A 26,392-nucleotide genomic window follows, 5' to 3' on the forward strand; every position below is an offset into this window, starting at 1 on the left:
TATTTGAGGAGATCTGATCCTAGTACGAGAGGACCGGATTGGACCAACCAATGGTGTTCCAGTTGTTCCGCCAGGAGCATTGCTGGGTAGCTAAGTTGGGTATGGATAACCGCTGAAAGCATCTAAGCGGGAAGCCAACTTCAAGATTAGATATCCCATCTATTTATAGACTAAAGACCCCTTGAAGACTACAAGGTTGATAGGCCAGGTGTGTAAGCACAGTAATGTGTTCAGCTAACTGGTACTAATAGGTCGTGAGGCTTAGCCACTTCCTCCACAATTAAGTTTGAACGCTTTAATGCCAACATATTTAATACGCAAATTTACAACAACAAGTTTAGGATTTAGGGGACACAAGAAGTACTACCATTCAAAAGTTCCGGATCCGAACCATCTTAATCTGGTGGTAATGGCAAAGAGGTCACACCCGTTCCCATCTCGAACACGGAAGTTAAGCTCTTTAGCGTCGATGGTACTGCATGGGAGACTGTGTGGGAGAGTAGAACGCCGCCAGATTATTCTTCAAAAAGCCCTGATCATAGAAATATGATCAGGGCTTTTTGCGTTTGTAACTCTGTCCAAACCATTGTCGATATTCTTGGGTGCTTTTTTCGCACAGCTTTATTTATTTCCCTCAAACACAATATTTTATGGTGGGCTTCGATTTAAAAAAGTCGAGACTATTAATAATAGTCCTCCCTTTTAAATTTGGCATTGGGGGAGAAAAATCATAGACATCGTCAACAGTGAAAAATCTTAAAGATATCGATACAAATCAAAATCGTTTTTCGGTAAAAGTTGTAGCCATAATCATGCAAGTGTCTTTGACTTCCCTGTCGTCAGAAAATTATAATTCGACTTCACGTATCTAAAACCAGTAACATATGCATGATTCTTTAAAAGTATGCCTGTTTTTGTGGGATATATGATATGAGTTTTCATAACATGAGACATTCTGTTGCAACCACAATCTTGGAGGCTGGAATTGATATTAATGTCATTCAGAAAATTTTGGGGCATTCTGATTTATCAACGACTCAAATATACACTAAAGTCATCGATAGTTTTATGATTCAAGAAATTAAAAGATTGGAACTTAACTCATAATATCTTAGGAGTAGAAAATGGCAAAGCCCAGAGTATTAGTAAGTTCTACATGTTACGATTTATATTTGATTAGGGAACAATTAAGAAACCTTATTGAGGATATGGGTTATGATGCCGTACTAAGTGAGAATGGTGATATATTTTACAGCCCTGACTTCCATGTGCACCTTTCCTGCCTTAATGATGTGCAAAACTGTGATATGATTGTTTTGATTATAGGAAATAAATTTGGTTCGGAATATATTTTAGATCCCAAAAAATCGATAACGCAAAAAGAACATGAGCTTGCACACCTTTCAGCAATTCCAATTTTTTCTTTTATTGACCAAAAAGTTCTCCATGATTTTTCAATATACCGAAAAGTTATTGAAAATAACAAAACCCAAAATCAAAATGATATAAATTCCTTATTACACCAAATCCCATTTAACTCTAATCCTGATTTAAAGGTATTTGAATTTATTGATGATGTTTGTAGAAAATCAACTAATAATGGATATTTCCCGTTTAGCAACTTTGGAGACATTAGAGATACTTTAAAAAAACAATGGGCTGGAATGATTTATGATTTTCTTAACCAACGAAAAGAATACCAATCAAACAAAAAAATATTAAATTTGTTATCACAAGTTGAAATTGCAAGTACAAAAATAGAACAAGTAGTTGATTTAATGGCTAAAAAATCCATTCCTAATGTGAACAAAAATAGTCTTGAATTAATAGACAATACTACTGATAGCAGAAGACTTTATAGAATATTTTTTGAAATATGGGACAGTTTTGCTATTGACTCCAATGATGTTAAAAGACTTCACCCTATTAGTAAAAAAATTTTTGAAAATGTTTATAAATTATTAAAAGAAACCGACCAAGTTTCAGAAAAAGAAGATTCACTATCGGCTTTGCAGAAATATTTAATGGAAGTTGGTATTCTCAAGAAAAATGCACATTATGTTCATTATCTTAGTGGGTTTAAATTGCTTGAATTCCATGCTTTGCATAACAAGAAAGAATTTTCTAAAAAAGAAGTTCTTGACAGTTTGGAAAAATCATTGATCGAACTTGCCAGAGAATTAAGCTATAAGCAAAAAAAGTAACATTGTTACATTAATCTCTATTTGAATATAGAACAGGTCCACTTGAGGGAACTTTGGGAGTTTACTATGTACTGGCTATAATCAAGGGCTTTCAGGATTCAAAAAAAACTGTGGACTTTCCCTGTTAATCCACATTTTTTTTTAATATCAAATCAAAGCAGATGCTATTGTGAATGTTTCCCCTATCAGGCCGCTGGGGAAACATTATTTGAGAATAAGTTAATTGTAAAATGGGCGGAAAATATCAAGCTTATCGTCCCCAAAAGTTTAAATCGACGGGCGGTTTGGCAGTTCGCCAATTAAAGTAGTACGTAAGCTGGGTTTGCACGATTTTATAAAAGGGGTCGTGAGACAGTTTGGTCCCTATCTTTCGTGGGCGCAGACCCGATTATATGATTTGGTTGAGGAGATCTGATCCTAGTACGAGAGGACCGGATTGGACCAACCAATGGCGCTTCGCTGTTCCCGTTGTTCCGCCAGGAGCATTGCTGGGTATATGGATAACCACTGAAAGCATGCAGCGGGAAGCCAACTTCAAGATTAAGATCAACGACAACAAGTTTTAGAATTTATGGAACACAAGAAGTAAGACCATTCAAAAGTTATTAGATCCAAGCCATCTTAATCTGGTGGTAATGGCAAAGAGGTCACATCCGTAACCATCTCGAACACGCCCGATTATATGTTTTGGTAAGATCTTTAGCGTCGATGGTGGCCACAAAGGAGGCAATTTGGGAGAGTAGAACGCCGCCAGATTATTCTTCAAAAAGCCCTGATCGTTTGTATAAACGGTCAGGGCTTTTTGCGTTTGGTGTGCTATGATTTTTGGATACCAATGTAAAAAATTTATAGTTTGAATATCAATGGAATTTTCTGCAGCCACAAGATCTGATGTCAGGTTTTTGATCTAAAATGGCCCGGGTCTAGCAGGCCAAATCCATTGAGCAGGCCCTTTACCGTCAGCTCAACGCCCGGGGAAATCTGCCCAGGACGCTAAAGCATTACACCCCTTTTTCGTAATGCTTTTTTTTAAGACCGTGGCTGCGGCAATAGGCAGAAGGACCAGGCGGTGTCCAGCCGTCCAAGGCACCTTTTTCAGGCCTGAGAACCTCCACTTTTAACGGATAGCAGGCAACCGTATCACTGGAATGCTCGGAGCTGCAGTCTCCACCTGGACATGCAGACAAGGCGCCTAAAAGATCAATTTCCGCAAAAAACTCAAGGAAATCCCCTGGCCGCACAGGGCTTGCTTTCATGAAATACTGGTGGGTATCCTTTGTAAATCCTGTGCACATGAATACATTAAGCACATCATGGACGTGGGGTTCGGCCTTGTCGGGAGAAAGTCCGGTCTCAGCAACCAAGGCCCGAATCAAATTGGAATGGCAGCAGAAATCGTAGTCTTCTCCACTGAGGAGGCGTCCTGTGTAAGGATCGCAGCGGGTGCCAATGACATCATGGACAGAACCTCCAAATTCGTCAAATCCATACCAGTCCAGGGTGTCATGGGTGATGGTGGCCATTGGGCGTAAATAAGGGAAACTGCTCCACATACGGTCTCCGACGCCAAGGTGAGTCCCGTGGAGCGCCCGGGTTTTGCCGCTGTAGAATCGCTCGGTCAGGTCGTCTTTTGCCCAGAGGTTAAGGTCTCCCACCTGGGGACCTTCCATGCTGATAATCCTGAAAAAATATCCGGCAGGCACTTTAAAGGTATTGGCATTTCTGGGTTGCACCAACACCTCTTCCACTTTTTCCAACACCTTCCTGGCCTTTTTGTAGAGATCCATATCTGGCAGAGGCAAAGTATCCACGGGATAGCAGATCACGGGAGCAACAGCTTTGCGGACATCGGCATCAGCTGGCGGCGGGGTTTGGGGTGTTGGTTTCATACGGTTTCTCCTTTATAGGGCTTGCCCGAATTTTATTTTAATCAGATAAAAATTAAATATGGCGGATTTGCTACCAAACCTCAAGGGAAAAGCAAAAACATTGTTTTCTGTGAGAAAGCCAAAACGACCCTGGCGATTATAGAATATAAATTCGGAGGAAGGTATGCCCTTGATGGTATTTTAAAGACTGAGTCCAGACAAAATCTTTGAGCCCCAATATTGTGGGTGACACTTTTTCAGTTTTGGATTCAACTGTTGTTTTGATTGATGCGGATTATATAACCGGGTTAATGCAATCAGGGATAGATTTTTCTTTTCTATGGTGCTAACACTCAAAAGCATTATAGGCTCTGAAAAAAGGAGAACAAAATGCGTATTGATCAAGTTCAATACAGACTTTGGGTGCCTAAAGCAATAGAGCTTGCACATATCAGAATAGCATTGCTAATGACAATTGTAATGCTTGCATGCGAAAAATCTTATCCTGATGCTATTGAGATGAAGGTTCTTTTCTTTTGGCATTCAACCGAAGATGCTGGTGTGGATATTGGCAAATGCCCTGAAGGTAATATACCGAAAAAACTTGTAGGAAAAATGACAAGATACGGGTGGTAATGGTTTGCCAAGTTTTTTGATGGGCTTTAGTCAAATGAATTTGTAGATAACAATACCAACCAAATGGAGAAAAGATATGCAAGGTGCCAGAAAAATAAAACTAATGCTCACTCGTCAGCCAACCATGGAAGGTGCAGGGGTTCATTTAAACCGGTTATTTGGTCACAGCGAAGCGCCCACCTTGGATCCGTTTCTGATGTTAGATGATTTTAGCTCCGACACGCCCGAACATTATTTGATGGGATTTCCATGGCACCCCCACAGAGGTATCGAGACGATTACCTATGTTCTGAAAGGTGATGTTGCGCATGGTGACAGCCTGGGCAATAAGGGCACTATCTCTTCAGGAGATGTGCAGTGGATGACTGCTGGAAGCGGTATTGTCCATCAGGAAATGCCCAAAGGAGACGCTGACGGATCCATGCATGGTTTTCAATTGTGGACAAACTTGCCTTCATCCCAGAAAATGATGCCGCCCAAATACCGTGATATTAAAGCAGGCCAGGTCCCTGAAATTTTGGTTCAAAATGGTGTGAATATTAAAGTGATTGCTGGTAATATAAATGGAAAAAAAGGTCCAATGGACGATATTGTAATCGATCCGGAATTCTTAGATTGTACGGTGGCGGAAGGCAAAACATTTGTCCATGCAGTTAACCCATCCTATACTGCCTTCATATATGTGATAGCCGGGAAAGGAACAACAGACGGCAGACCAATTGAAAACGGTACCTTGATTCTTTACGGAAAAGGAGATCATTTATCTATACAGGCTACTGATGAACCGTTACGTTTCCTTTTGCTCTCTGGTAGACCATTAAAACAACCAGTGGCTTGGCGGGGGCCTATTGTTATGAACACACAGGAAGAATTGGAAACTGCTTTTCAGGAATATCAGGATGGTACATTCATTAAACAGAAATGAAACTGATACTACCTCGATATTTTAGACATTCTGTTAAGCTCTTTATTGATCCTTGTTTGAAATTATTTACTGGCATGTAGCCGATAAATTGGACTCAATAGGAATTGACAATTCTACAAGAGTAGGGGGGAACGGATTAATTTTTAGAATACTGTTGTTCAAAAAACAGTTATGATATAGTGCAGATTGTTTTTAAAGAAGCTGAGGATAACACGATCTGAATTAGATGTCTTGATTATAGCTTAAAAACGTATCAATTTTTAGGAGGCACAGTCCATGAAAAAAATCATCGGTTTATCACTAATATTGATATTTGTTTTTTCTTCTCAGGTATTATCTCAACCACAAGTCGGGTTGTTGAAATCTGTTACTGGCGGTGTTTCCATTCAAAGGAATGAAACGATTATCCTTGCCGCAACAGGAGGACAACTTGAAAATCAGGATACCTTGATCACCGGATATAATAGTACGGCAGGGATTATTTTTACCGACGGGACTACTTTTACGGTTGGGCCGAATACCGAATTTGAGATGCGTAACTATTTATTTGAACCGGAAACAGATATGTATGATTTTTCGCTTTATTTAAAAAAGGGTTCCGCAGTTTATAATTCCGGAAAGATCGGAAAACTTGCTCCTGATGCTGTGAATCTTTCCACGCCCAGAGCTACTATTGGTGTCAGAGGAACACGATTGATAATCAAAGTTGAGTAAAAGGAGTTATAATGGTTCGATATATCTGCATGGTTTTATGTCTGATGTTTTTGTGGTCGTGTGGTTCGAAAACAACAGTTATTCTCTTACCGGAAGATGATGGCTCAGTTGGTGAAGTTGTGGTGAAAAACAAATTTTCGAGTACTGTTTTGAACAAAGCATATACCTATACTGAAGTTGATGGCGATTCTTCGGATCTTTTATCGCAGCCCACTGATGAAATACAAATAAAAAATGAATATCAAGCACTTTTCGATGTTGAGCCCCTGAAAGCTGCACATTTTATTCTTTATTTTAAACACGATTCAACCATTCTCACAGAACCGTCAATGGCATTAATACCGGAAATTTTAAAAATCGCAAAAGAGCGTGAACCCTCGGAGACAAGTGTTATTGGACATACAGATTCCCGAGGGAAGAGTGAATACAATAATAAACTGGCATTCGAACGTGCCAATATTATCGGTAAACTTTTAAAGACTTCTGGGATAACCTTGAAAAATTTACAAATCAAGTCACATGGAGAGAATGATCCATTGATCGTTACGGATGACAATGTGTCTGAAGTTAGAAACAGAAGAGTTGAAATAATGATAAGATAGTACTCAGAAACTTTGAAAAGTCGCGACATTAAAAAAACGAAAACACAGAACGGAATACTCTTTTTTCTTTGCATCGGTATCATTTTTTTATGTGCCGTTGGTGTGTATTCTGACCATAAATTTGTAAAAGCCATAGATCATTTTATTTATGATCAGTTCTTGTCCTTTTCAGCCTCCGGGCAAGGATCCGACAAGGTGGTGATTGTGGATATTGATGAGATCAGCCTTTCGGCAGTTGGTCAATGGCCCTGGCCCAGATACCGATTGGCCCGTCTGATTGAAAAAATATCTGATCAGGCACCCAAAACCATCGGTATGGATATCATTCTGCCCGAACCGGACCGTACCTCCTTGAAAAATATTTCAAAACAATTCCAAAAAGATTTTGGGTTAAATCTAAAATTTTCCGGTGCACCTCCATCTCTGATTGATAATGATCGATATCTCGCGCATATAATACAAAAGAGCAATTTAATTGGTGCCAGATACTTTTACTTTGATTATGTCAACAAAGATAACGCTGCTCCCTGCAATTATAAACCCATTGCCATAACAGACAGGACCGGATTGCTTTCTTTACATAAAGCAACGGGTATTCTGTGTAATACCTTTGAAATTGAAAAAGCGCTCAATGCGTTTGGTTTTACAAATAATCAGTATGATCGGGATGGTCTTTTAAGGCAGGTCCCCCTGCTGATCCAGTATCAAGATCGGATTTTTATTCATTTTGCATTGGCAACACTATTCAAAGCCCATGGCATAATTAAGGCCGAGGTCCAGAAAAATAATTTTGGCCTTTGTCTCCAGGCTGGAGATTTTAAAATACCAATTAATCCTGACGGATTTGTTAATTTGCGATTTAACGGCCCATCCCACCTGCATAAATATATCTCTGCCGTGGATATTCTAAATGACACCTATTCACCGGCAGACATTAAAAATAAAATTGTTTTAATCGGTTCTTCTGCAGTTGGATTGGCTGATATCCACCAAACATTATTTGATCAACACTTTCCCGGTGTTGAAGCCCATGCTGTGTTTTTGAGCGGCGTGTATCAAAAAAATCATATTTTGATACCGATTTGGTCAACGCATTTAGTTTTCAGTGCTTGTGTTTTGACCGGGGCCGTGATGATGTCAATGTTATTATATTCTTCCAGACCCCGTGTGCTTGTCCTAGGGTCACTCTTCTGGGGGTGTTTTTTATTCTTATCGAGCCTATTTGCTTTTATAACGATCTCTTTGTATGTCTCTCCGGGATTGCCGGTTTTACTAACAGTATTTGCATTTTCGTTGATTTCTTTCGGTCGTTTTTCTGCTGCCAGACAAACATCGTATATGTGGTTTAAAAAACTTGTAAAATCACAGCAATTAACCATGGAAGCATTGGTATCCCTTGTTGAAACCCGTGACCCTGAAACAGGTGAACACATCAATCGAACACAACACTATGCCAGAGCACTTGCTCAAAAGCTTAAAGAAGAAAATTATTTTTCTGATATCATAACTGACAAATTTATTGAAATGCTGTTTTTATCTGTACCATTGCATGACATAGGAAAAGTGGGTGTGCCTGACAGAATCCTGTTAAAACCCGGAAAACTGACTAAAGAGGAATTTGATCTGATGAAACTCCATGCATCCTATGGTAAACTTGCATTGGAAAGAGTTTCAAATAAACTTGAAGACGACAATTACTTAAAGATGGGAGCACAGATTGCCGGAAGCCACCATGAAAGATGGGATGGGAAAGGATACCCGGAAGGTCTTGTAAAAGATGCAACACCATTATCGGCCAGGATAATGAGTGTGTGTGATGTATATGATGCCTTGATCAGCAGACGATGTTACAAAGCTCCTATCTCACATGAAAAATCCATGAAAATTATTTTAGAAGGCAGAGGATCTCAATTTGATCCTTTGATGGTTGATACATTTTTTGCCATTGAAGATACAATTAAAGAGATCTCCTCCATGTTTGAAGATAAAATAGAAAAAGCACCTCAGCATTTGATAGACATTTTTATGGGAGGGAAAGACCTTTGATTGAACCGGAAAATGCTACCCTTACTGCAATTCCAAATGAAGCAAAACCAGCCTCCTGTGCTATCTTTCCACATTCCATTAGATTTACCGCGGAGTGCAGAAAGCCTGGCCCCGATTAAGAGATATCTAATTTAGGCCCATGCCAATGACAAGTCCAACGGCAATACCGAGTCCGATAAAAATGGATCCGACAACAATTCCTACAGCAATATTGTTGTCGGACAATTGTTTTGATGTATCAAAGGGGGTTATGCGATCAAACAGTTTAAATCCTAAAAGCATAAAAATCAGTGTAAGGATCACTCCAAAAATTGCATATACAAAATTTGCGATAATAATTCCGGGTTCCATTATTTTAATACCCCTTTTACCTGGTTTATTTTATTTACGTATCCAATGGTTTCTTTACTGTGTTTGCCTGTTATCCTAGAAAGTGTTTTTTCAATTGATGACCAGGCGTTTGGGTTCATACCCGTTTTTTTTGCAATTTTTTGAGCATTAATAATATTTCCTTTGCCGGCATTGTAGGATCCAAACATGAAAGCAAGTTTATCCATGAAAGGCCTTTTCGCCTTCCATAATTTCCATATTGCCCGATCATAATAAATACCCGCTGCAATATTCCATTTGGGTTGCAGGGAAGATCCTTTTATTGAAGCATTTTTATACTTAATTTCTTCAAATGTTTTTGGCATTATCTGCATGATTCCTTTTGCCCCAACATGGGATTTTGCTTCAGAATTCAGGTTGGATTCTGCAATGGCCTGGGATTTAAAATATCGCCAGTCAAATCCGGGCCCAAAAAAATGTTTGGTGTATTTCTTAAAATAAACATCATATTTGGTGACCCTGTTGTACCGCTCAAATCCATAGGAAGAAAATGGGTAGCACAAAAACAATACAAAGATGGTTATGGATAGCTTTGAAAAAAAAATCATAGCCGATAGTACCATATAAAAAAAGGATACAAAAGGCATCCGTGTAACCAGGGCAAGTTAATAACTTGCTAACCACAAAAAAAAATGAGAGGTATGATATTTTACTAAGAACCGGCAAGCCATTGCGGACAAAATTGATTCTGACATTTCCAAAGCATCTTAAAAGACTGGAAATGGCAGGTAAAGCATTGAGTTCCTTCATGGAAGGATACAACAAAATGAGAAGGTGTGATGCATAATGACGGATACCGTTGAAACTTTTAAAGGGGGGATCATTCAACATGGCAAGTGTAATGATCGTATACATTTAATCAAATTGGGATCAGATCCATCAACGACTTACCCGTGGGACCTTATTCGTTTAGCAAAGGACAAGAATTATTCAAAAATATTTACAAAGGTGCCCGAGCATTTAGGCGCTATCTTTGCAGAAGCGGGTTATCTGGAGGAAGCTTTCATTCCGTCTTTTTTTTCAGGAAAAGAAGCGGTTGTATTTATGAGCTTTTTTTTAAAAGCTGAACGTATGGCAGAAGTTAACGTTTTAGATATAGAAAATATGATGGATATTGTCCGGCAACGAAATGAAACAAAAACGTTGCCGCTTCTCGAGAAGAGATTTTCTATAGGTAAGTGCAACAAGACGGATATACCCGGTTTGGTAGAAATCTACAAAAAGATATTTGCTTCATACCCTTTTCCTATCAATGATCCTGTATATCTGGCAGACACAATGGACTCACATGTTGATTATTTTGCCATAGAAACGGATGGAAAAATAATCAGTGCCTCAGCTGCAGAAAAGGATATGGATAATAAAAATACTGAACTGACTGATTTTGCAACACTTCCCGAGTGGCGGGGAAATGGTTTTGCTCAACTTCTTCTTGCTCAAATGGAATATGATTTAAAAAAACAAAAGATAAAAACAGCATACACAATTGCTCGGGCGATATCCCCAGGTATGAATATCACTTTTAAAAAATCCGGTTATAAATTTTGCGGGAGATTGAGAAACAACACGAACATTTCTGGAAGAATAGAGAGCATGAATGTTTGGTATAAATCTATTTAGGATCACCCTAAAACGGGTATGGACATCCAAGACTATCTCAGGTAATAGTGGCTTAAGAACGATAGAATACTTTTTTAAGGCAGAATTATGAGCATACGAATCGCATCCCCGGCAGATGCCCCGTCGGTGGCAAACATCATCTCCAAGGCAAATCAGGCTGTTGCCCAACGGTTTGGTCTGACCCGGGAAAACACCCCAAAGCACCCTTCTTTTTGCACAACAGACTGGGTTGTCGATGATCTTAAGAGAAACGCGCAATATTTTATCTATGAAACAGCCGGAAAAGCGGTTGGATGTGTGGCCTACGAAAATGCGGAAAAGGACCTTGCCTTTCTCAACCGGCTGGCAGTGTTGCCGGAATTCCAGGGCCGGGGTATTGGTAAAAAACTGGTGTCTTATCTTTTTGACCATGCCCTGGCCCTTCACAAGAAAATTATCAGTATCGGCATCATTGCCGCAAATGACCGCTTAAAAACCTGGTATGAAACCCTGGGGTTTACCCCCTTTGAAACAAAAACATTTAACCATCTGCCCTTTGATGTCCTGCTCATGCAGTACCCACTCGATGATTTTAAGGGGGGGCATCTGGCCCGGGCGATGAATGGAAAGGAATCTGTCATGAAAACCCCCAAAAAAGTGCTGGTATCCCGGCAATTTCCAGAGATTGGAATCTCGTTATTGGAACAGGCAGGATTTGAAGTGACCCTATGGTCAAAAGACAGGCCCATGTATTCATCGGAACTCATTGATCTATCATTAAATCACCAGGCCCTGTTGTGCACCGTGACTGAGATGATCAACAAAGAATTCCTTGAACAATGCTCCCACCTTGATATTATTTCCCAGTTTGCCGTGGGGTATGACAATATTGATGTGGCAGAAGCCACCCGCCTTAAAATTCCCATTGGATTTACCCCGGATGTTATGAGCGAAGCAACCGCAGATGTCGCCTTTGGCCTCATGATTGCCACGGCACGGAAAATGTTTTTTCTCCACAAAACTATTTTAAAGGGAGACTGGGGATATTTTAAACCCAGGGGAAATCTTGGCATGGAACTTCGGGGAAAAACCCTGGGCGTTTTTGGTCTGGGACGGATTGGTATGAAAATGGCGAGGCTTTGCAAAGATGCCTATGATATGGAGGTTATTTACCATAACCGGCAGCCAAACCCTGTGGCGGAAAAATCCTTGAACGCCGACCGGGTAAGTTTTGAAGAATTGTTGACCAGAAGCGATGTTTTGTCGGTCCATTCTGTATTAAGCCCTGAAACCCTCGGGCTCTTTGACGCGGAGACCTTTAAGCGTATGAAGCCCACGGCCATTTTTATCAATACTGCCCGGGGAGCCATTCACAACGAAACCGACTTGATTGAGGCCCTTGCTTCACAACAAATTTGGGGGGCCGGCCTGGATGTGACAAACCCGGAGCCCATGGCAAAGGACAACCCCCTTTTGTCCATGGAAACGGTCTGCGTGCTTCCCCATGTGGGATCCGGTACCATGGAGGCCAGAAATGGCATGTCCAGGCTGGCAGCAGAAAATATCATTGAATTTTATAAAACCGGGATCCCGCCCCATGTGGTGAACCCCATTGTTCTGGAAAAACAGGGATAAACGCCATGCACACATCAAAAATAATTCATACGGTCAGCTGCCATGCTGAAGGGGAAGTGGGAGATGTGATTGTGGGGGGCGTGGCTACACCTCCTGGGGATACCCTCTGGGAGCAGTCCAGGTGGATTGCAAAGGATAAAACCCTTAGAAATTTCATGCTCAACGAACCCAGGGGTGGGGTGTTTCGCCATGTAAACCTATTGGTGCCGCCGAAAAACCCCCGGGCCCAGATGGGATGGATCATCATGGAACCTGCGGACACCCCGCCCATGTCCGGTTCCAATAGTATCTGTGTGGCAACGGTGCTTCTTGAAACCGGGATTCTTCCCATGGAAGAACCTGAAACACATCTGACCCTTGAAGCACCGGGCGGGCTGATCCAGGCAATTGCCAGCTGCAAAGAGGGCCGTGTGGAAAAAATGACCATCCATAATGTTCCTTCTTTTGCCCATCGCCTTTCTGTCCCTCTGGAGGTGGCGGGAATGGGCACTCTTGTTGTGGACACTGCCTATGGGGGGGATTCTTTTGTGATTGTAGAGGCCCGGGATCTGGGCTTTGAGATCACTCCGGATGAAGCCCGGGACATGGCAGAAACAGGGATTAAAATTACCAATGCCGCCACTGAGCAGCTGGGGTTTGTCCATCCAGAAAACCCGGACTGGAACCATATTTCTTTCTGCCAGATTGCAGCCCCACTGACCGAGGAAAACGGGGTGAAGGTGGGAAAAAATGCCGTGACCATTCAACCGGGTAAGCTGGACCGGTCTCCCACGGGGACTGGGTGCTCTGCCCGGATGGCGGTCCTGGAAAGAAGAGGGATTCTTAAACCCGGAGATCATTATATAGGGGAGTCGGTTATTGGCTCCCGGTTTCATTGCAAGATTGAACGAACAACCCGTGTGGGGGATTTGTCTGGTATTATTCCCTCCATCTCCGGCCGGGCCTGGATTACCGGTACCCATCAACACATGCTGGATCCCACGGATCCCTGGCCCCAGGGCTATAAGGTTGCCGATACCTGGCCGAACATCAGCTAATTGAGATCCTCGTTCTCTTTTTTGGCCAGGGGGATTTTGACCACGGGAACCCCTTCTTTGGTGAGCACTTTTTCTTCTTCCGTGGTGGTGGTGCCTCGGATATTCCGGTGTTCAATGGCGCCATAATGCATTTTCAGGGCTTCTTTTGAAAAAGAGGTTCCCACATTTTCATAATTTTTTTCGACAAATTGGGTTACCTTTTCTGCAAATTCAGCCATCACTTCCTGGTTTGCCCGCAGGGCCTGCCGGGCTTGATTGGAGGGTGCAGATGAGGTTTTAATCGAAATCGGGGAGAGTTTTTGTACAACCGAGGTAGTTTCACAGACGGGGCATTTTAAAATACCCTGTTCCTGCTGGTTTTCAAGATCTCGTTTGTCCTCGAACCATCCTTCAAATATATGCCCGTTCAGACATTCAAGATCAAAGACTATCATGTTAAATTATCCTGGAAACCCCTGTGGCAATATTATAACAATAATCGCCCATTTTTTCATAGTTGGATACCATGGCAATAAACAGCACCCCTGCGTCCACGGAGCAGTCATTTTCCCGTAAGCGCTCAATGTGCTTGTACCGCATATCCTCCCGCATCTGGTCAATCTTATCTTCCTGGACCAGAGCCTTTTGGTAAAATCCCTCTGATTTTTCACTCATTTCATTGATTACCAGCTCAAAAAAAGTATCCACCTCGTGGGAGATGTCTATTAAATCGTGCTTGGCATCTTTGCTGAAATCAATTTTTTTGTCATAGATCCGTTCCAGCATTTTAGATACATTTTCCATGGAATCTCCCAACCGTTCTATGTTGTTGACGATTCTCATCATTTCGGAAATTTCCTTTGCCTCGGCTGTATTAATCTCTCCCTGGGAGATGGTAGCCAAATATTTGATAATGACCTTCTGGCAAGAATCCAGGTGCTCCTCCACGGCATCTCTTTCCCCTAAAATATCATCATCCCGCTGCTTGATACAGGTGGAGGTTTTTTTCAGGTTCATGTGGGCAAACTTAGACATTTGGATGATGTGGCCCTTGACCTTGGCAAGGGCACCAATGGGCGAATCAATAAAGGTTTCATCAAAGGTGGGCAGGGGGTATCGCTCCTTTGATTTCTTTATTTTCGGAGAAATGAGCAGGGTCAGTTGTATCAGTTTTGGCAGAAAGATCAGAAAAACCAGGGCATTGATAATATTAAAGAGGGTGTGGCCGTTGGCAATATACCGTGCGGAGTTGATATATTCGTTGTCCACCAGTTGACCCACAGGCCCGGCACCCATTTTCAGGGTCATTGTCTGGACAATGGTGACAAAAAAGGGAAAAATGGCCAGAATAATGCCCACGCCGGCCACATTAAAGATGGTGTGGGCATTGGCAGTTCGGTGGGCATCGGCATTTTTAGATCCAAGGGTTGCCAGTTGTGCCGTAATGGTGGTGCCGATATTTTCCCCCAGGACCAGGGCCAGGGCCGTGGGAAAGGTTAAGAGCCCTGCGGTCGCCAGGGTCATGGTCAGACCCACCGTGGCAGATGAAGATTGAACCGCCACGGTCAAAATAGCGCCCATGGCTACACAGAGTAGTATTCCCCCAAGGTTGTCCGTGGTGAAGGTTGTAAAAAAAACAATAAACTGGGGGTCGGATTTTATGGGGGCAAGCCCCTGTTTCATGACGGTCATACCGTAGAAGAGCAGACCAAATCCCAGGATAATATCACCGATGTGCCGGTAATTGCGTTGTTTGGAAAAGTATTTAAGGCAAACCCCTATGGCAATGGCCGGCAATGCTGCCTTTGTCAATTTAAAGGCAATCATCTGACCTGTTATTGTGGTGCCCACATTGGCGCCGATAACCACGCCGATTGCCTGTTCAAATCCCATGATCCCAGCACTCACAAATCCGATGAGCATCACGGTTGTGGCAGAAGAACTTTGAACCATGGCGGTTACCCCGGCACCGGTGAGACATCCTAGGAACCGGTTTGATGAGATTGCTTCAAGAATACTTCTTATCTTTTGACCGGCAGTTGCCTGGAGTCCCTCGGTCATCATCTTCATGCCAAGGATAAACATGCCCAACCCGCCCAAAGTCTGGATCAAAATATTGAATAAATCCACGTGGCCCCTCTTTGCTTCTGCCTGTTTCTATTTGCTCAAGATAACGCCTAATAAAATCCTAACAAAGCTGAGAGGGGTATATCCTAATTTTTCATGTTTTTCAATTGGGAAATGCGATTGATATCTTTATCCGACCGGACACAGGGGAATAGGGTGTTATTGGTAAACACTGGGTGTAGGGTAATGTCAAACCGGGCATTTTTAACGGCATCCTCCCACATGGGGGTATGGGGGATGGGGGTGTAATAGGCCAGTACCGCTAGAATCCCTGTTTTTTTTACAAGGGCCATGGAGGCTGCTACTTCTTCAAGATCCTGGCCGGGCAGGCCACAGAGAAGATAGGCCCCCAGTTGTTTGGGGTCAAATCCGGCGGATTTCAGGTTTTCTACGGCCATGAAAAATTCATCTTCCCTGACCTTGATGTCATGGTGCCGGTCCCGGGAGAAATCGGTGGTTTCCAGCCCCATGCGAATGCTTTTAAAACCGGCTTTGAACATGAGATTTGCTGCCTTTGGGGTGATTTCTCGGATATGAACTGCATTGGGGGTATGGAAATTTATCTCCATTTTTGAATCAATGAGTTGCTCAAACAGCGGAAAGGCATGGGAGTTTCCCTTGACCAGCAGGGCGTCATCATAAAAGGCAAAATTTTTAATCCCATATTCCCTGTGCCAGTGTTGGATTTCTTTGAAGACATTATCCGGTGACCGGCGCCGAAGCGTGGGTTCCAAAAAAGAAGCGGCACAATACTCACAGGCGAAGGGGCATCCCCTTGATGTCATGATGGGGGCATAGGCCAGGTGGTGCTGTAAATCCAGGGCCGGAAAGGGCGAGGTGTCCAGGTTATCGGGGTCTGGAATAAACCCAAGGTTAAACCCGGTAAATTCCTTGACGAGTGATTTGAGGCAGGATTCTCCCGGGCCTGCAATCACTCGGTCTGCAAGGGAATGGGAGATGGCATGGTCCTGGCAAAGCGTTGCATAGATTCCTCCCAGGATAACCGGTACCCCTGGGAACACCTGTTTGATTCTTTCTATGGTTTCCCTGACCCCGGTGGCCCAATAGGTCATCAGCGAGGTCACAAAGATAAGATCGGGCCGGGGGATGTTTTTAAGATCCCGGCAAAACCACTCCGGGTCAATACCATACCGGCAAAAGGGTTGGCCCACCTCCGGCAAAAGAGCCTGAAACTCTTCGGGGAAAGGGATGGGGGTTTTCTTGAAAGGGCCCCTGCCGTCCCATTGAACCTTGGCTGGCGGGTCTTGTCTGGGGTGAAACCGATCCATGCAGTCTATATAACTGATTTTCAGGCCGTTTTCCCTCAGGATGGCGGCAAGGGACAAAAGTCCCAGGGGTTTTGCCCAGAAGTCAAAGGCGGCAAAATCATGGATCCAGGGGTTTACACAAAGAACGTGGGGGGGATCAGTCTTCAAAATATTTCATGGAGGTTTTTTTTAGTTCCTGGCGGGAGAACAGCAGGGTATAGTTTTTTTCCCCCACGGCCTGGGATATTTTTTTAACAATGGCATGACAGCCGGCTTCATCGCCCGCATGGACCATGGTATATAAATTATATTCCCATCCAGGGACTGGATCTCTTCTATAGCAATGGGTGATTTCCCTGAAGGTGGCCATGATAGTGCCTACTTGTTCTACCCGGTCCTCCGCCACTTTCCAAGCCACCATGGCATTGGCTTTGAATCCTGATTTCTGGTGCTTGATGGTGGCACCAAATCTGCGAATCATTCCCTGGTCATTAAGATCATTGAGCACCTTTAAAAATTGCTCTTCCGTGATACCGAGCGTTTCGGCCATTGCAAGAAAGGGCCGTTTTACCACCGGAATATCGGTTTGAAGCAGGGCGATTATTTTTTTTTCCAGATCTGTCAGCATATTCATATCTTTAAATAGTTGTTACCATATATGTTGTTGTCTCTTCGGTATTTATTTTTTTATTTTGACCAATGTGACCTATTTTTTAATAAATTGTCAATATCTTGTTTTATCTCCTCCTTTTTTAACACCGATAAACCGTGGTCTTGTTGCTTTGGTTTATGATATGGGAAATGGTATTTTTATTGACTTTTCCCGGGGTTTTTATTTAGTTTGATATTAGGACTCTGTGGTTAATCTTAAAAAGTAACGAGCATGGAAGGAAAATAAATTGATACCAGCAAATGAAAACCCCGTATCCTCTTTCAGGATATCAAAGTTCATAAGGCAGGAGACCCTGGGGGGAATCCTTTTGATTCTGGCTACCATGGTTGCGGTTTTCTGGGCAAATTCTTCTTTTTATGATGCCTACCACTACCTGACCCATGAGATTCGTGTGGGTACAAACTTTGGTGATTTTAACTTTTCCCTTCACCACTGGGTCAATGACGGCCTCATGGCACTTTTCTTTTTTACCATTGGTCTTGAGATTAAACGGGAAGTCATGGGCGGAGAACTCTCGTCGTTGAAAAAAGCAGCCCTTCCGGTTATGGCGGCTCTGGGCGGAATGGTGGTTCCGGCAGCGGTATTTTTGGTGTTTAACGCAAATACTCCATATTCATTGGGATGGGGAATCCCAATGGCAACGGACATTGCCTTTGCCTTGGGGATTGTTGCCCTCCTGGGCAGCCGGGTGAACATCAACCTGAAAATATTTTTAACCGCCCTGGCCATTGCAGATGATCTGGGGGCGATTCTGGTGATTGCTGTTTTTTATACAGACACCATTAATTATTATCAGCTGGGCATTGCCCTGGTTGCCATTATTATTTTAATATTTGGGAATAGAATGGGAGTCCGGTCCTCTCTGTTTTATGGTCTTATCGGGCTTGTCGGTGTCTGGCTTGCCTTCTTTTTTTCAGGCGTTCATGCGACCATTGCAGGGGTTCTCATTGCCTTTACCATCCCCGCAAAAGCCAAAATTACTGAGATCGATTATATTGATACCCTTTGCACCCTGCTGAATAAATTTAGCGATGAAAAACCAAATGATTCAAAATTGTTGACCCATGAACAGGCCCATTTGATTGGGAAAATTGAAGCCCTTGGAAATGATGCCCAAACCCCCCTCCAGCGACTGGAGCATATCCTTCACCCCATATCGGCCTATCTGATAATTCCGGTTTTTGCCCTGTTTAATGCCGGGGTTCACATTGAAGGCAATATCATGGACATGGTATTGCACCCGGTCTCCCTTGGCATCATTGCCGGGCTTGTACTGGGGAAATTTATCGGTATTTCTGTTTTCAGCCATCTGGTTATCAAGCTGAAACTGGCAGTTCTTCCCGAAGGTGTTTGCTTTCGCGATATCTATGGGGCTGCCTTACTGGCGGGGATTGGGTTTACCATGTCTATTTTTATTGCCGACCTTGCCTTTTCAGATCCCCAGGTGATTCAGGTTGCAAAGGTCGGGATATTCACGGCATCCATACTCTCAGCTATCTTGGGTGTTTTTGTACTTTTAAGTGGAGACCAGGAACATCCCCAGAAGAATGAAACACACCGCCCGGAACAAAAGACAGCCGGTTCTTTTAAGGACCGGCTGTCTTAAGGGGAATTTTTAGCTATCGGTATGGCATTCGTTACAGGCAAGGGGGCCGTATGCCGGTAGGATGCCCTCATCTGTGATGCCGGAGCTTTCAAGCGCCTCTCTCTGGTTACGAAGGTCTCTGTGGCATTCGATACAGGCTTTATGGTAAGCTGCCAGAAAGTACAGGCTGTTTCTTTCATCATTAATATTTCTGGTCTTTTCGTCGGCTTCCAATTGATCATGGCAACCGGATACGGTACAGTTTTGAACTGGGCTTTCACCATCCCACTCATGGTGGCAGGTTTGACAGGAATAGTCAAAATGTCCTCCATGGGGAAATTCAACCGGAGGCCGTTTTACCTCACTGCCTTCCGGGGCCGTCAGGGTTAATGTGCCAAGGGGTATCTCAAGGGAATCCGTTGAATTCTCCTCGGCCCCAGGATTTGCAGGGTGGCATTCTTCACAGGTGATGGGAGCTGTAAGCCGGGACATGGCCTTTTGTGTGGACATTCCCTGGCTTTTGAGGTTTTCCAATTCACTGCGATGACAATCCCGGCAGACCTTGTGATAGGCGCCGGTAAGAGATTTTATTTGTTTCTCGTCCAGGGGGGTAGTGCCCGGGGGTGAGGCCCATAATTTTTCATGGCAGCCGGCAGATGCACAGCCTTCCACCGGGCTTGCCTGGTCCCATTCGTGGTGGCAGCTGTTACAGGAAAATTGAAAATGGGTTGAATGGGGGAACACAACCGGCGATTTTTTTGTTTGTGAGTGTGCAGGCGCTGTGAGCGTCATGGTTCCGGTTGGCAATTGGAGTTTGTCCAACTCTCCCTGGGCAAAAATTGGGGAGTTGCCTGTCATCAGAATGATTGCAAGGGAATATGTAAAAATCATGTATCGCGTCATTGTATTTCTCCTCGGTAACGGATTGAACATCTGTTTGTGCCCCACGTTTTTGGAAAATTATACTTTACAATGATGTATAATAGGTGTTTTCAACAAAATCAATAAAGAATGTTTTGAAAGTAATAATATTTTACTGCATCAATTGTTTGTCGGCACAGAAAGTGAGTGACTGGGTGTGAGTAAAGGCAGACCTGGTTATCCTTTTTCTGAAACCTATGGTAATATAAAGGGAATGGTGGTTTTATCTTAATAGACAGGAAATAAAAGCAAAAATTTTTATGCAGACATCTGTTTTAGCGTCAAAAAAAGATCCCCTGGGTGCCATGCTGCTGGACTATTGGAATGGCATAAAACAGGCCGTTCTAGCCGTTGCGTGTCCCCTGCTGGAGATGTCGCAAATGAGTGGCAGGATCATGTTTCGAGGGGCAGATCAAATGAACCCCATTGAACTTAAGGCCTTGGCATTTGTGGGACCCTGGACGGATTGAATCTGTTTTTTCAATGTATAAAGCCCTTGTTAAGGTCCGGGGGGCAAGTCCTTGCCCATTATGCTGCCTTTCACGGGTGGCAGTGCGATTTGATAATGGCCCAGGACGATGGAAAATATTTGGTCAGAATTCATTGATATGTCAAGTTTCTGTATGTATAATAAAAGAATCTTCACCTTAATACGAGGAGGAAAACCATGCCCCATACACACATTGTGGATGTCAAAGAAAAATTTGAGATCCAGACCTATGCCAAACCCAAAAATTTGGACCGGCATACCCATATTCCTTTTTCCGGCTCTCCCAGAAAACACCCCATCGAAAAGGAAAAGATCCTTTTAATTGCAGATCCCTTTACAACCAGTACGTTTTACTATGAATTTAAAATTGAAGATATTGGATTTGCCGAGGAATTGCCAAATATGACCAATATCGATGGAGATGCCATCCCCATGGCCAGAATCTGGGTAAAAAAGCAATCTGTGGCGGTTCGGTGTACCCCCTTTATAGTGGATGCTATTGCCCTTCAGCCCTGATTTTATCTTCTTTTCTTTACCGCCCGTTTCCCTTGTCCGTTCGGATAAAGGGAAACGGGTGTTTTTTTATTTTTTAAATTCTGTGATATAAAAGTTATTATAGGTATGTATTGGTTATAATAATAATATATTTAATTTAATCCTTTTATTATCTTGACTAAAAAGGGGTATAAATATAAGGAAATAACTATTGATTTTCCAATAGGTAATCGGTTCTTTAGCGATTCTCAGCAAATGATTTGCAACCAACACTTCTTAAAAAGGGGATCAAGATGATTAATAAAATTTTAAAGATAAATGGCATCCAAAGAACATTGGTGGTAAATGAAGATGATCTTCTTTCCTCGGTGTTGTGCCATTCCTGTAATGAATTTTAACGCCCTGTAAAAACCATGTGGAATATCTGGGCAGCCTGTTTGATGTGGCAATGCCGCAATGCCCTGGCTGCGGAATTATTTACGTATCCCAGGCCCTGGCCCTGGGAAAAATGACAGAGGTTGAAAAAATCCTTGAAGACAAATAAACGTGTCCAAAATATGGAGGACCCATTTGAAATGGGTCAGGTCCCTTTTTTGTTTAAACAAAAAGCCATGACCGTTGTGAGCGGTTCCACCCTGCGGCCCGGGGGACTTACCCTCACCGAAAGTGCCGTGGATATTTGCGGTTTTGATCATACCCACCTTGTTCTGGATGCCGGTTGCGGATGTGGAACCACCACCCGGCATCTTTGGGAACGTTACCAGATCCGGTCAATGGGAACGGATCTAGAATTGAAATTACCATGGGATGCTGCTCTGGAAAACCCAGGGGGGAATCGGTTTTTCAGGCCCGGCTTTGCACAATCCAGGTTGCCGGATCTTCCCTTTAAATCCCGGGTGTTCAATGGGATTTTTTGTGAATGTGTGTTTTCCTTGATACCGGACAAGCTGACCTGCCTGGCTGAGTTTTTCCGGGTGCTCAAAACCAACGGGAAGCTGGTGCTCACCGACCTGTATATCCCTGAGCTGTTTGCGGCAAAGATCGCCCCCATGCGAGGCCTTCACCCGCCCACCTCCTGCATAGACGGGGCCCTCACCATGATGGATCTGATCGGGATAATTGAAAGTGCTGGCTTTAAGATTGATATAATTGAAGATCATACCCGTCTGTTAAAACAGCTGGCCGGGCAGATGGTGTTTGAACACGGCAGCCTGAATAATTTCTGGGAGAAGGTGACGGGCAGCATTTGTGACAACAGTTTGTCCCAGGCTTGCAGAACAGGAGTCCTTCGTCCGGGGTATTGCATGATCATTGCAGGTAAATATGAATGATATCCAGATATTAAAATTAAAGGCCCAGGGGTATTGCTGCAGCCAGATCATGGTGTGCATGGTATTGGATTGATGGACAAGGAAAACCAGGATCTGGTGGATTTTGCAGGGGCTTGTGCATGGGCGGCGGAATGGAAACCGGTCCCTGCGGCATCCTCACGGCAGGGATGTCCATTTTTTCCATGTATGCGAAAAAAGACAAGGACCGGCTGGAGGAGATAGACATGCTATTGTCCCGATCCCCTCTTTTGCAGCCAGCCATTGATTCAGGCGCGCTTATTCTTGGACCGATTCAAACAACAGCCTTTGAATTTAACAACACCTACAGGGGTAAGCGGCGGATACGGGATTTTACCCAATTGTCCGGGGAGATTGCTGCCCATTAAAGCCATGAATGTAATTAGACGTCAAATGTCAAATCGGTTTTTTTAGCAAATTCTCAAATAAAATTTCATACTTTTGCGCGGCTTCCTCCCAAGTAAATAGCTGTCTCATTGCATGCTGCTGCATTTGACGATACAAATGCGGATAATCTAAATAAAAAGTAATGGCCTGTTTCAAGGCCCAATAACACCCCTGGTTATCAGGGTGGGTAAAGCTGATACCCGTTGCGAAGCGTTTATTCTTTGATTCAGATGTCGAAGGAGGAGGAGCGTTTCTATGGTCTGGAGCAAGCCCCACCACTGTATCTTTGAGTCCCCCGGTTTCGCGGACAATGGGAAGTGTCCCGTATGCCAGGCTGTAAAGCTGATTCAATCCACAGGGTTCAAATAGAGACGGCATCATGAAATAATCAGAACCCGCTTCTATGAGATGGGACAATTCATTATCATAGCCGTTAACAAAACCCATTTTATGAGGATATCGCTTTTGAAGAAAATGGAGACGGGAACCGTACTCGGGATCACCGGAACCAAGCAGCACCAGCTGTATGGGTGCATCTTCATATAACAATTTTTCCAGTGCAGGGATGAGGTAATCAAATCCCTTCTGCTCCACCAGTCTGGCGATCAGCCCCAGTATAGGAGAGTCGGGGTTGGCAGGAAGACCCATCCGAGACTGTAACGCAGCTTTGCACAATACTTTTCCAGCCATATTGTTCGCAGAAAACGGGTGGGGAAGGAACGGGTCGGTGCTGGGGTTCCACTGTCTATAATCACAACCATTGAGAATACCTGTGAAATCGGATCTTCGCTTGTTGAGATATCGCCACAGGTTGTGGGAGGTTTCCGGCATAAGAAGCTCTTCGCAATATCCCGGGCTGACGGCATTAATGGCATCCGAATACATGATACCGCATTTGAGAAGGTTTAAACGTCCATGTTCTTCCATTAATTCACTGGTAAAGTGCTGGGGAGGGATACCTATAGGATGTATCCATTCAGGCGCTGCCTTGCCCTGGTAAGCACCGTTATGGATGGTCAGAAGGGACCGGATATGTTTTAATTCGGGATGGTGGGAATAATGTTCTTTCAGGTAATAGGGAGTAATTGCGGTCTGCCAGTCATTGCAGTGTATGATATCTGGTATCCATTTCTCACGAAGGCACAACTCAATTGCAGCCTTGCACAAGAATGCGTACCGAAGGGGATTGTCCGGATAGGCATAGTTGCCGTTATCATAGATACCTTCCCTGTTGAAAAAATCGTTGTGTTCCACTATCCTCAATGCAATGCCATCCAGTGTGGTGTGGTAAACAAGACAGCCGTAATGGTCTGTGTGATTCAAATTAAAAGAGAGCGAATCGGTTGGCATTGACGTCCTATCTGTCTTTAAAATCGCCTGTTTATAACTGGGCAGGATCACCCTGACATCGTGGCCCCGGGACATGAGTGCTTTGGGCAATGCAACGGCAAAATCGGCCAGCCCCCCTGTTTTTAAGATACCGTCCATTTCAGATGCGATCATGAGAATTTTCATTAATTAAACCCCACCCGGGCACCCTTAGGAATCACCACAATGCCGTTTTCGGATACTTGGAATCGATGTCTGTCAAATTCCGGATCTTCACCAATAACGGTTCCATCAGCGACCACCACCTCCTGGTCAAAGATGACTCGTTTGATGCGGCAATTTTTTCCAATGTCGGTATCTCCCATGACCACACTCTGTTCAATGATTGTGTGGCTGTGAACATGAACCCTGTGACCCAGAATGCTCTGTTTCACAACAGAACCACTGATAATACACCCGGCAGCAACTGCTGAATTGATGGCATGGCCGGTTCTGTTTTCACCATCGTGGATAAACTTGGCTGGCGGTACTGAGGGCGTATAACTTCGAAGGGGCCAGTGTTTATTATAGAGATCAAAGGGCGGGGTAACAGAGATCAGGTCCATGTTGGCCTTATAATAGGCGTCCAGGGTTCCCACATCCCGCCAGTATCCCTTTGAATTTTCAGGTTCCCCCCGGATTTCATTGGTTGAAAAATCATACACGTATACCTTTTTTCCGGGAATCATCATTGGGATAATGTTCTGACCGAAGTCATGGTTGGAGGTATCATTTTCCGCATCAAGCTGCAGATAGTTTACAAGGGTATCGGAATCAAATACATAGTTTCCCATGGATGCCAGCACATGGGTGGAACGGTTGGGCATCGTTTTGGGATGGTGCTTTGGTTTTTCCTCAAATCCGATCATTCTTCCATTTTCATCAATTTCAATAATGCCGAAGTGTCGGGCTTTTTCAACCGGAACCGGGATAGCGGCCACGGTCAATTCAGCGCCTTTTCTCTGATGATAGTCAATCATCTGGCGTATTTCCATTTTGTAAATATGATCGCCCCCGAAAACACACACAACTTCAGGTTCATAGCTGTCAATAAGGTTTAAATTCTGATAAATGGCATCGGCGGTTCCTTTGTACCAATGTTTTCCCGTACGCATCTGGGCTGGTATGGGATCAATGAACCTTCCGGTGAGACCTGTGATTTGCCAGGCCTGGCTGAGATGTTTCATCAGGGAATGCGATTTGAACTGGGTCAGTACAAAAATCTGGAGCAAATCGGAATTGACAAAGTTATTAAGTACGAAATCAATAATTCGATAACCGCCGCCAAAGGGAACTGCGGGTTTGGCACGGAGACTTGTGAAAGGGAATAGGCGGGTACCCTCTCCTCCCGCCAGAATCATGGAAAGAATACCTGACAAATCAACCCTCCTTTTTTAATTGTTTTATGCAGTAATTTCCTTTCGGACATCCTAAATCCTTCGCCGGGAAAATGTCAAGGGAATGAACAGGTAACAAGTCAGGTAATTAATGAGTCTTCCCGGACTACCTGTCAATTTCGTTTTTTTAAAATTAATTACCCGACATCATTGCGGTTATGTCTTCTTCAACCGTACCAATGGGCTTGATATCAAATTTTTTAACCAAAACATTGACCACGGCAGGAGAGAGAAAGGCCGGCAGGGTTGGCCCCAGATGGATGCCCTTGACCCCTATAAACAGCAGGGCCAGGAGCACGGCCACGGCTTTCTGCTCATACCAGGCAATATCATAGGAGATGGGCAAATCGTTGATGTCATCCAGGCCAAAGACCTCCTTGAGTTTCAGGGCAATCACGACCAGGGAATAGGAGTCATTGCACTGGCCGGCATCCAGTACCCGGGGAATGCCGCCGATGTCTCCCAGGGCAAGCTTGTTGTACCGGTACTTGGCACAGCCGGCCGTTAGGATCACGGTGTCTTTGGGCAGGTTTTGGCCTTCTCAATCAGGGCTGAAAAATCCTTGGCACCTTTTTCGGAGCGGTCAGCGATGTGTACGGCATTCTCATAACCCACCACGCCGATGTTCACTTCGGTAATTTCCGGGTTGCCGTAGGCCGTGGTATTGGCCTGGTCCAGCAGGGCTATGTTAAACAAA

27 protein-coding genes, 3 rRNA genes and 1 pseudogene (1 of these 31 only partly in view) are annotated in these 26,392 nt (G+C 43.7%); 19 read left to right on the top strand and 12 right to left on the bottom strand.

Annotated elements, in window-relative coordinates; translation table 11 throughout:
* The 5 genes from ACZ45G_RS29320 to rrf (ACZ45G_RS29340) form a co-directional block, all read left to right on the top strand.
* Positions 1-269, top strand: a 23S ribosomal RNA gene (locus ACZ45G_RS29320); it begins 2,734 nt to the left of the window's first position.
* A gap of 130 nt (positions 270-399) precedes the next feature.
* Positions 400-516: ribosomal RNA gene (rrf, locus tag ACZ45G_RS29325) — 5S ribosomal RNA — on the top strand.
* A 414-nt stretch (positions 517-930) separates the two neighbouring features.
* Positions 931-1,107, top strand: a complete 177-nt coding sequence (locus ACZ45G_RS29330) for a tyrosine-type recombinase/integrase (RefSeq protein ID WP_464174154.1) — start codon at positions 931-933, stop codon at positions 1,105-1,107.
* 17 nt (positions 1,108-1,124) lie between these two features.
* Positions 1,125-2,204 carry a DUF4062 domain-containing protein gene (locus ACZ45G_RS29335; RefSeq protein WP_464174155.1) on the top strand — a complete coding sequence of 360 codons (1,080 nt, stop codon included), beginning with the start codon at positions 1,125-1,127 and terminating at the stop codon, positions 2,202-2,204.
* A 625-nt stretch (positions 2,205-2,829) separates the two neighbouring features.
* Positions 2,830-2,960, top strand: a 5S ribosomal RNA gene (gene rrf, locus ACZ45G_RS29340).
* Positions 2,961-3,205: 245 nt separating this feature from the next.
* Here rrf (ACZ45G_RS29340) and ACZ45G_RS29345 read toward each other — a convergent pair.
* Positions 3,206-4,093 (bottom strand): urea carboxylase-associated family protein, encoded by an 888-nt coding sequence (locus ACZ45G_RS29345; RefSeq protein ID WP_464174156.1) that lies wholly within the window; start codon positions 4,091-4,093, stop codon positions 3,206-3,208.
* A gap of 369 nt (positions 4,094-4,462) precedes the next feature.
* Between ACZ45G_RS29345 and ACZ45G_RS29350 the strand changes: the two genes are divergently transcribed.
* The 5 genes from ACZ45G_RS29350 to ACZ45G_RS29370 all read left to right on the top strand — a co-directional run bounded on the left by ACZ45G_RS29350 (position 4,463) and on the right by ACZ45G_RS29370 (position 8,995).
* Complete coding sequence (locus ACZ45G_RS29350; RefSeq protein WP_464174157.1) at positions 4,463-4,708, top strand: hypothetical protein; 246 nt, start codon at positions 4,463-4,465, stop codon at positions 4,706-4,708.
* Positions 4,709-4,784: 76 nt separating this feature from the next.
* A complete protein-coding gene (locus ACZ45G_RS29355; RefSeq protein ID WP_464174158.1) occupies positions 4,785-5,633 on the top strand; it encodes a pirin family protein in 849 nt (282 codons plus the stop codon).
* A gap of 276 nt (positions 5,634-5,909) precedes the next feature.
* A complete protein-coding gene (locus ACZ45G_RS29360; RefSeq protein ID WP_464174159.1) occupies positions 5,910-6,347 on the top strand; it encodes a FecR family protein in 438 nt (145 codons plus the stop codon).
* An 11-nt stretch (positions 6,348-6,358) separates the two neighbouring features.
* Positions 6,359-6,949: an OmpA family protein gene (locus tag ACZ45G_RS29365; RefSeq protein ID WP_464174161.1), complete on the top strand. Its 591-nt coding sequence runs from the start codon at positions 6,359-6,361 to the stop codon at positions 6,947-6,949.
* 12 nt (positions 6,950-6,961) lie between these two features.
* Positions 6,962-8,995, top strand: a complete 2,034-nt coding sequence (locus ACZ45G_RS29370) for a CHASE2 domain-containing protein (RefSeq protein WP_464174162.1) — start codon at positions 6,962-6,964, stop codon at positions 8,993-8,995.
* Between the two features lie 126 nt (positions 8,996-9,121).
* Here the strand turns inward: ACZ45G_RS29370 and ACZ45G_RS29375 are convergent, their stop codons facing one another.
* Positions 9,122-9,346 (bottom strand): DUF350 domain-containing protein, encoded by a 225-nt coding sequence (locus ACZ45G_RS29375; RefSeq protein ID WP_464174163.1) that lies wholly within the window; start codon positions 9,344-9,346, stop codon positions 9,122-9,124.
* Positions 9,346-9,972, bottom strand: a complete 627-nt coding sequence (locus tag ACZ45G_RS29380) for a transglycosylase SLT domain-containing protein (protein ID WP_464174164.1) — start codon at positions 9,970-9,972, stop codon at positions 9,346-9,348. The genes ACZ45G_RS29375 and ACZ45G_RS29380 overlap by 1 nt, the downstream gene beginning before the upstream one ends.
* 199 nt (positions 9,973-10,171) lie before the next feature.
* Here ACZ45G_RS29380 and ablB point away from each other — a divergent pair, with 199 nt between their 5' ends.
* From ablB to ACZ45G_RS29395, 3 genes are all read left to right on the top strand, one after another.
* Positions 10,172-11,005, top strand: a complete 834-nt coding sequence (ablB, locus tag ACZ45G_RS29385; RefSeq protein ID WP_464174165.1) for a putative beta-lysine N-acetyltransferase — start codon at positions 10,172-10,174, stop codon at positions 11,003-11,005.
* 87 nt (positions 11,006-11,092) lie between these two features.
* Positions 11,093-12,619, top strand: coding sequence for a GNAT family N-acetyltransferase (locus ACZ45G_RS29390; protein ID WP_464174166.1), 1,527 nt, complete (start codon positions 11,093-11,095; stop codon positions 12,617-12,619).
* A gap of 5 nt (positions 12,620-12,624) precedes the next feature.
* Positions 12,625-13,656 (top strand): trans-3-hydroxy-L-proline dehydratase, encoded by a 1,032-nt coding sequence (locus ACZ45G_RS29395; protein WP_464174167.1) that lies wholly within the window; start codon positions 12,625-12,627, stop codon positions 13,654-13,656.
* Here the strand turns inward: ACZ45G_RS29395 and ACZ45G_RS29400 are convergent.
* From ACZ45G_RS29400 to ahbB, 4 genes are all read right to left on the bottom strand, one after another.
* Positions 13,653-14,090 carry a DUF1178 family protein gene (locus ACZ45G_RS29400; protein WP_464174168.1) on the bottom strand — a complete coding sequence of 146 codons (438 nt, stop codon included), beginning with the start codon at positions 14,088-14,090 and terminating at the stop codon, positions 13,653-13,655. The two genes, ACZ45G_RS29395 and ACZ45G_RS29400, sit on opposite strands and share 4 nt — an antisense overlap.
* A 1-nt stretch (position 14,091) precedes the next feature.
* Positions 14,092-15,765 carry a Na/Pi cotransporter family protein gene (locus ACZ45G_RS29405; RefSeq protein WP_464174169.1) on the bottom strand — a complete coding sequence of 558 codons (1,674 nt, stop codon included), beginning with the start codon at positions 15,763-15,765 and terminating at the stop codon, positions 14,092-14,094.
* 83 nt (positions 15,766-15,848) lie between these two features.
* On the bottom strand, positions 15,849-17,198 hold the full coding sequence (locus ACZ45G_RS29410) for a B12-binding domain-containing radical SAM protein (protein WP_464174170.1): 1,350 nt from the start codon (positions 17,196-17,198) through the stop codon (positions 15,849-15,851).
* Positions 17,188-17,658 carry a siroheme decarboxylase subunit beta gene (ahbB, locus tag ACZ45G_RS29415; RefSeq protein WP_464174171.1) on the bottom strand — a complete coding sequence of 157 codons (471 nt, stop codon included), beginning with the start codon at positions 17,656-17,658 and terminating at the stop codon, positions 17,188-17,190. Before ahbB ends, ACZ45G_RS29410 begins: the two co-directional genes overlap by 11 nt.
* 271 nt (positions 17,659-17,929) lie before the next feature.
* On the opposite strand from ahbB, the gene nhaA reads away from it, so the two are divergent.
* Positions 17,930-19,309 (top strand): Na+/H+ antiporter NhaA, encoded by a 1,380-nt coding sequence (gene nhaA / locus ACZ45G_RS29420; RefSeq protein WP_464174172.1) that lies wholly within the window; start codon positions 17,930-17,932, stop codon positions 19,307-19,309.
* 9 nt (positions 19,310-19,318) lie between these two features.
* Here the strand turns inward: nhaA and ACZ45G_RS29425 are convergent, their stop codons facing one another.
* Complete coding sequence (locus ACZ45G_RS29425; protein WP_464174173.1) at positions 19,319-20,191, bottom strand: cytochrome c3 family protein; 873 nt, start codon at positions 20,189-20,191, stop codon at positions 19,319-19,321.
* A gap of 278 nt (positions 20,192-20,469) precedes the next feature.
* On the opposite strand from ACZ45G_RS29425, the gene ACZ45G_RS29430 reads away from it, so the two are divergent.
* The 5 genes from ACZ45G_RS29430 to ACZ45G_RS29450 all read left to right on the top strand — a co-directional run bounded on the left by ACZ45G_RS29430 (position 20,470) and on the right by ACZ45G_RS29450 (position 22,911).
* Positions 20,470-20,679 (top strand): hypothetical protein, encoded by a 210-nt coding sequence (locus tag ACZ45G_RS29430; RefSeq protein WP_464174174.1) that lies wholly within the window; start codon positions 20,470-20,472, stop codon positions 20,677-20,679.
* Between the two features lie 197 nt (positions 20,680-20,876).
* Positions 20,877-21,215, top strand: a complete 339-nt coding sequence (locus tag ACZ45G_RS29435; protein ID WP_464174175.1) for an inorganic pyrophosphatase Ppa — start codon at positions 20,877-20,879, stop codon at positions 21,213-21,215.
* Positions 21,216-21,609: 394 nt separating this feature from the next.
* Positions 21,610-21,738, top strand: a complete 129-nt coding sequence (locus ACZ45G_RS29440) for a DVU_1557 family redox protein (RefSeq protein ID WP_464174176.1) — start codon at positions 21,610-21,612, stop codon at positions 21,736-21,738.
* Positions 21,739-21,769: 31 nt separating this feature from the next.
* Entirely contained in the window at positions 21,770-22,525 is a 756-nt protein-coding gene (trsM, locus tag ACZ45G_RS29445) for a DVU_1556 family methyltransferase (protein ID WP_464174177.1), read from the top strand.
* Between the two features lie 119 nt (positions 22,526-22,644).
* Positions 22,645-22,911, top strand: coding sequence for a hypothetical protein (locus tag ACZ45G_RS29450; protein WP_464174178.1), 267 nt, complete (start codon positions 22,645-22,647; stop codon positions 22,909-22,911).
* A 28-nt stretch (positions 22,912-22,939) separates the two neighbouring features.
* Here the strand turns inward: ACZ45G_RS29450 and ACZ45G_RS29455 are convergent, their stop codons facing one another.
* The 4 genes and pseudogenes from ACZ45G_RS29455 to ACZ45G_RS29470 all read right to left on the bottom strand — a co-directional run bounded on the left by ACZ45G_RS29455 (position 22,940) and on the right by ACZ45G_RS29470 (position 26,391).
* Complete coding sequence (locus ACZ45G_RS29455; protein WP_464174179.1) at positions 22,940-24,445, bottom strand: glycogen synthase; 1,506 nt, start codon at positions 24,443-24,445, stop codon at positions 22,940-22,942.
* Entirely contained in the window at positions 24,445-25,677 is a 1,233-nt protein-coding gene (gene glgC, locus ACZ45G_RS29460) for a glucose-1-phosphate adenylyltransferase (RefSeq protein ID WP_464174180.1), read from the bottom strand. The genes ACZ45G_RS29455 and glgC overlap by 1 nt, the downstream gene beginning before the upstream one ends.
* A gap of 151 nt (positions 25,678-25,828) precedes the next feature.
* Positions 25,829-26,230: pseudogene (locus tag ACZ45G_RS29465) on the bottom strand (hydroxylamine reductase); the annotation flags it as partial.
* A complete protein-coding gene (locus tag ACZ45G_RS29470; protein ID WP_464174181.1) occupies positions 26,206-26,391 on the bottom strand; it encodes a hypothetical protein in 186 nt (61 codons plus the stop codon). The pseudogene ACZ45G_RS29465 and the gene ACZ45G_RS29470, both read right to left, overlap by 25 nt.
* Position 26,392 lies beyond the last annotated feature (1 nt).

It is taken from the genome of Desulfoconvexum algidum, assembly GCF_055382125.1.

What these genes read in the sequence shown, in the direction of transcription:
- ACZ45G_RS29350 (WP_464174157.1), top strand. Translation starts at nt 4,463, where the DNA reads ATGCGTATTGATCAAGTTCAATACAGACTTTGGGTGCCTAAAGCAATA.
- ACZ45G_RS29390 (WP_464174166.1), top strand. Translation starts at nt 11,093, where the DNA reads ATGAGCATACGAATCGCATCCCCGGCAGATGCCCCGTCGGTGGCAAAC.
- ACZ45G_RS29425 (WP_464174173.1), bottom strand. Translation starts at nt 20,191, where the DNA reads ATGACGCGATACATGATTTTTACATATTCCCTTGCAATCATTCTGATG.
- trsM (WP_464174177.1), top strand. Translation starts at nt 21,770, where the DNA reads ATGGGTCAGGTCCCTTTTTTGTTTAAACAAAAAGCCATGACCGTTGTG.
- ACZ45G_RS29380 (WP_464174164.1), bottom strand. Translation starts at nt 9,972, where the DNA reads ATGCCTTTTGTATCCTTTTTTTATATGGTACTATCGGCTATGATTTTT.
- ACZ45G_RS29435 (WP_464174175.1), top strand. Translation starts at nt 20,877, where the DNA reads ATGCCCCATACACACATTGTGGATGTCAAAGAAAAATTTGAGATCCAG.
- ahbB (WP_464174171.1), bottom strand. Translation starts at nt 17,658, where the DNA reads ATGCTGACAGATCTGGAAAAAAAAATAATCGCCCTGCTTCAAACCGAT.
- ACZ45G_RS29395 (WP_464174167.1), top strand. Translation starts at nt 12,625, where the DNA reads ATGCACACATCAAAAATAATTCATACGGTCAGCTGCCATGCTGAAGGG.
- ACZ45G_RS29455 (WP_464174179.1), bottom strand. Translation starts at nt 24,445, where the DNA reads ATGAAAATTCTCATGATCGCATCTGAAATGGACGGTATCTTAAAAACA.
- ACZ45G_RS29450 (WP_464174178.1), top strand. Translation starts at nt 22,645, where the DNA reads ATGGGCGGCGGAATGGAAACCGGTCCCTGCGGCATCCTCACGGCAGGG.
- ACZ45G_RS29400 (WP_464174168.1), bottom strand. Translation starts at nt 14,090, where the DNA reads ATGATAGTCTTTGATCTTGAATGTCTGAACGGGCATATATTTGAAGGA.
- ACZ45G_RS29335 (WP_464174155.1), top strand. Translation starts at nt 1,125, where the DNA reads ATGGCAAAGCCCAGAGTATTAGTAAGTTCTACATGTTACGATTTATAT.
- ACZ45G_RS29355 (WP_464174158.1), top strand. Translation starts at nt 4,785, where the DNA reads ATGCAAGGTGCCAGAAAAATAAAACTAATGCTCACTCGTCAGCCAACC.
- ACZ45G_RS29360 (WP_464174159.1), top strand. Translation starts at nt 5,910, where the DNA reads ATGAAAAAAATCATCGGTTTATCACTAATATTGATATTTGTTTTTTCT.
- ablB (WP_464174165.1), top strand. Translation starts at nt 10,172, where the DNA reads ATGACGGATACCGTTGAAACTTTTAAAGGGGGGATCATTCAACATGGC.
- ACZ45G_RS29365 (WP_464174161.1), top strand. Translation starts at nt 6,359, where the DNA reads ATGGTTCGATATATCTGCATGGTTTTATGTCTGATGTTTTTGTGGTCG.
- ACZ45G_RS29430 (WP_464174174.1), top strand. Translation starts at nt 20,470, where the DNA reads ATGCAGACATCTGTTTTAGCGTCAAAAAAAGATCCCCTGGGTGCCATG.
- ACZ45G_RS29375 (WP_464174163.1), bottom strand. Translation starts at nt 9,346, where the DNA reads ATGGAACCCGGAATTATTATCGCAAATTTTGTATATGCAATTTTTGGA.
- ACZ45G_RS29330 (WP_464174154.1), top strand. Translation starts at nt 931, where the DNA reads ATGAGTTTTCATAACATGAGACATTCTGTTGCAACCACAATCTTGGAG.
- ACZ45G_RS29345 (WP_464174156.1), bottom strand. Translation starts at nt 4,093, where the DNA reads ATGAAACCAACACCCCAAACCCCGCCGCCAGCTGATGCCGATGTCCGC.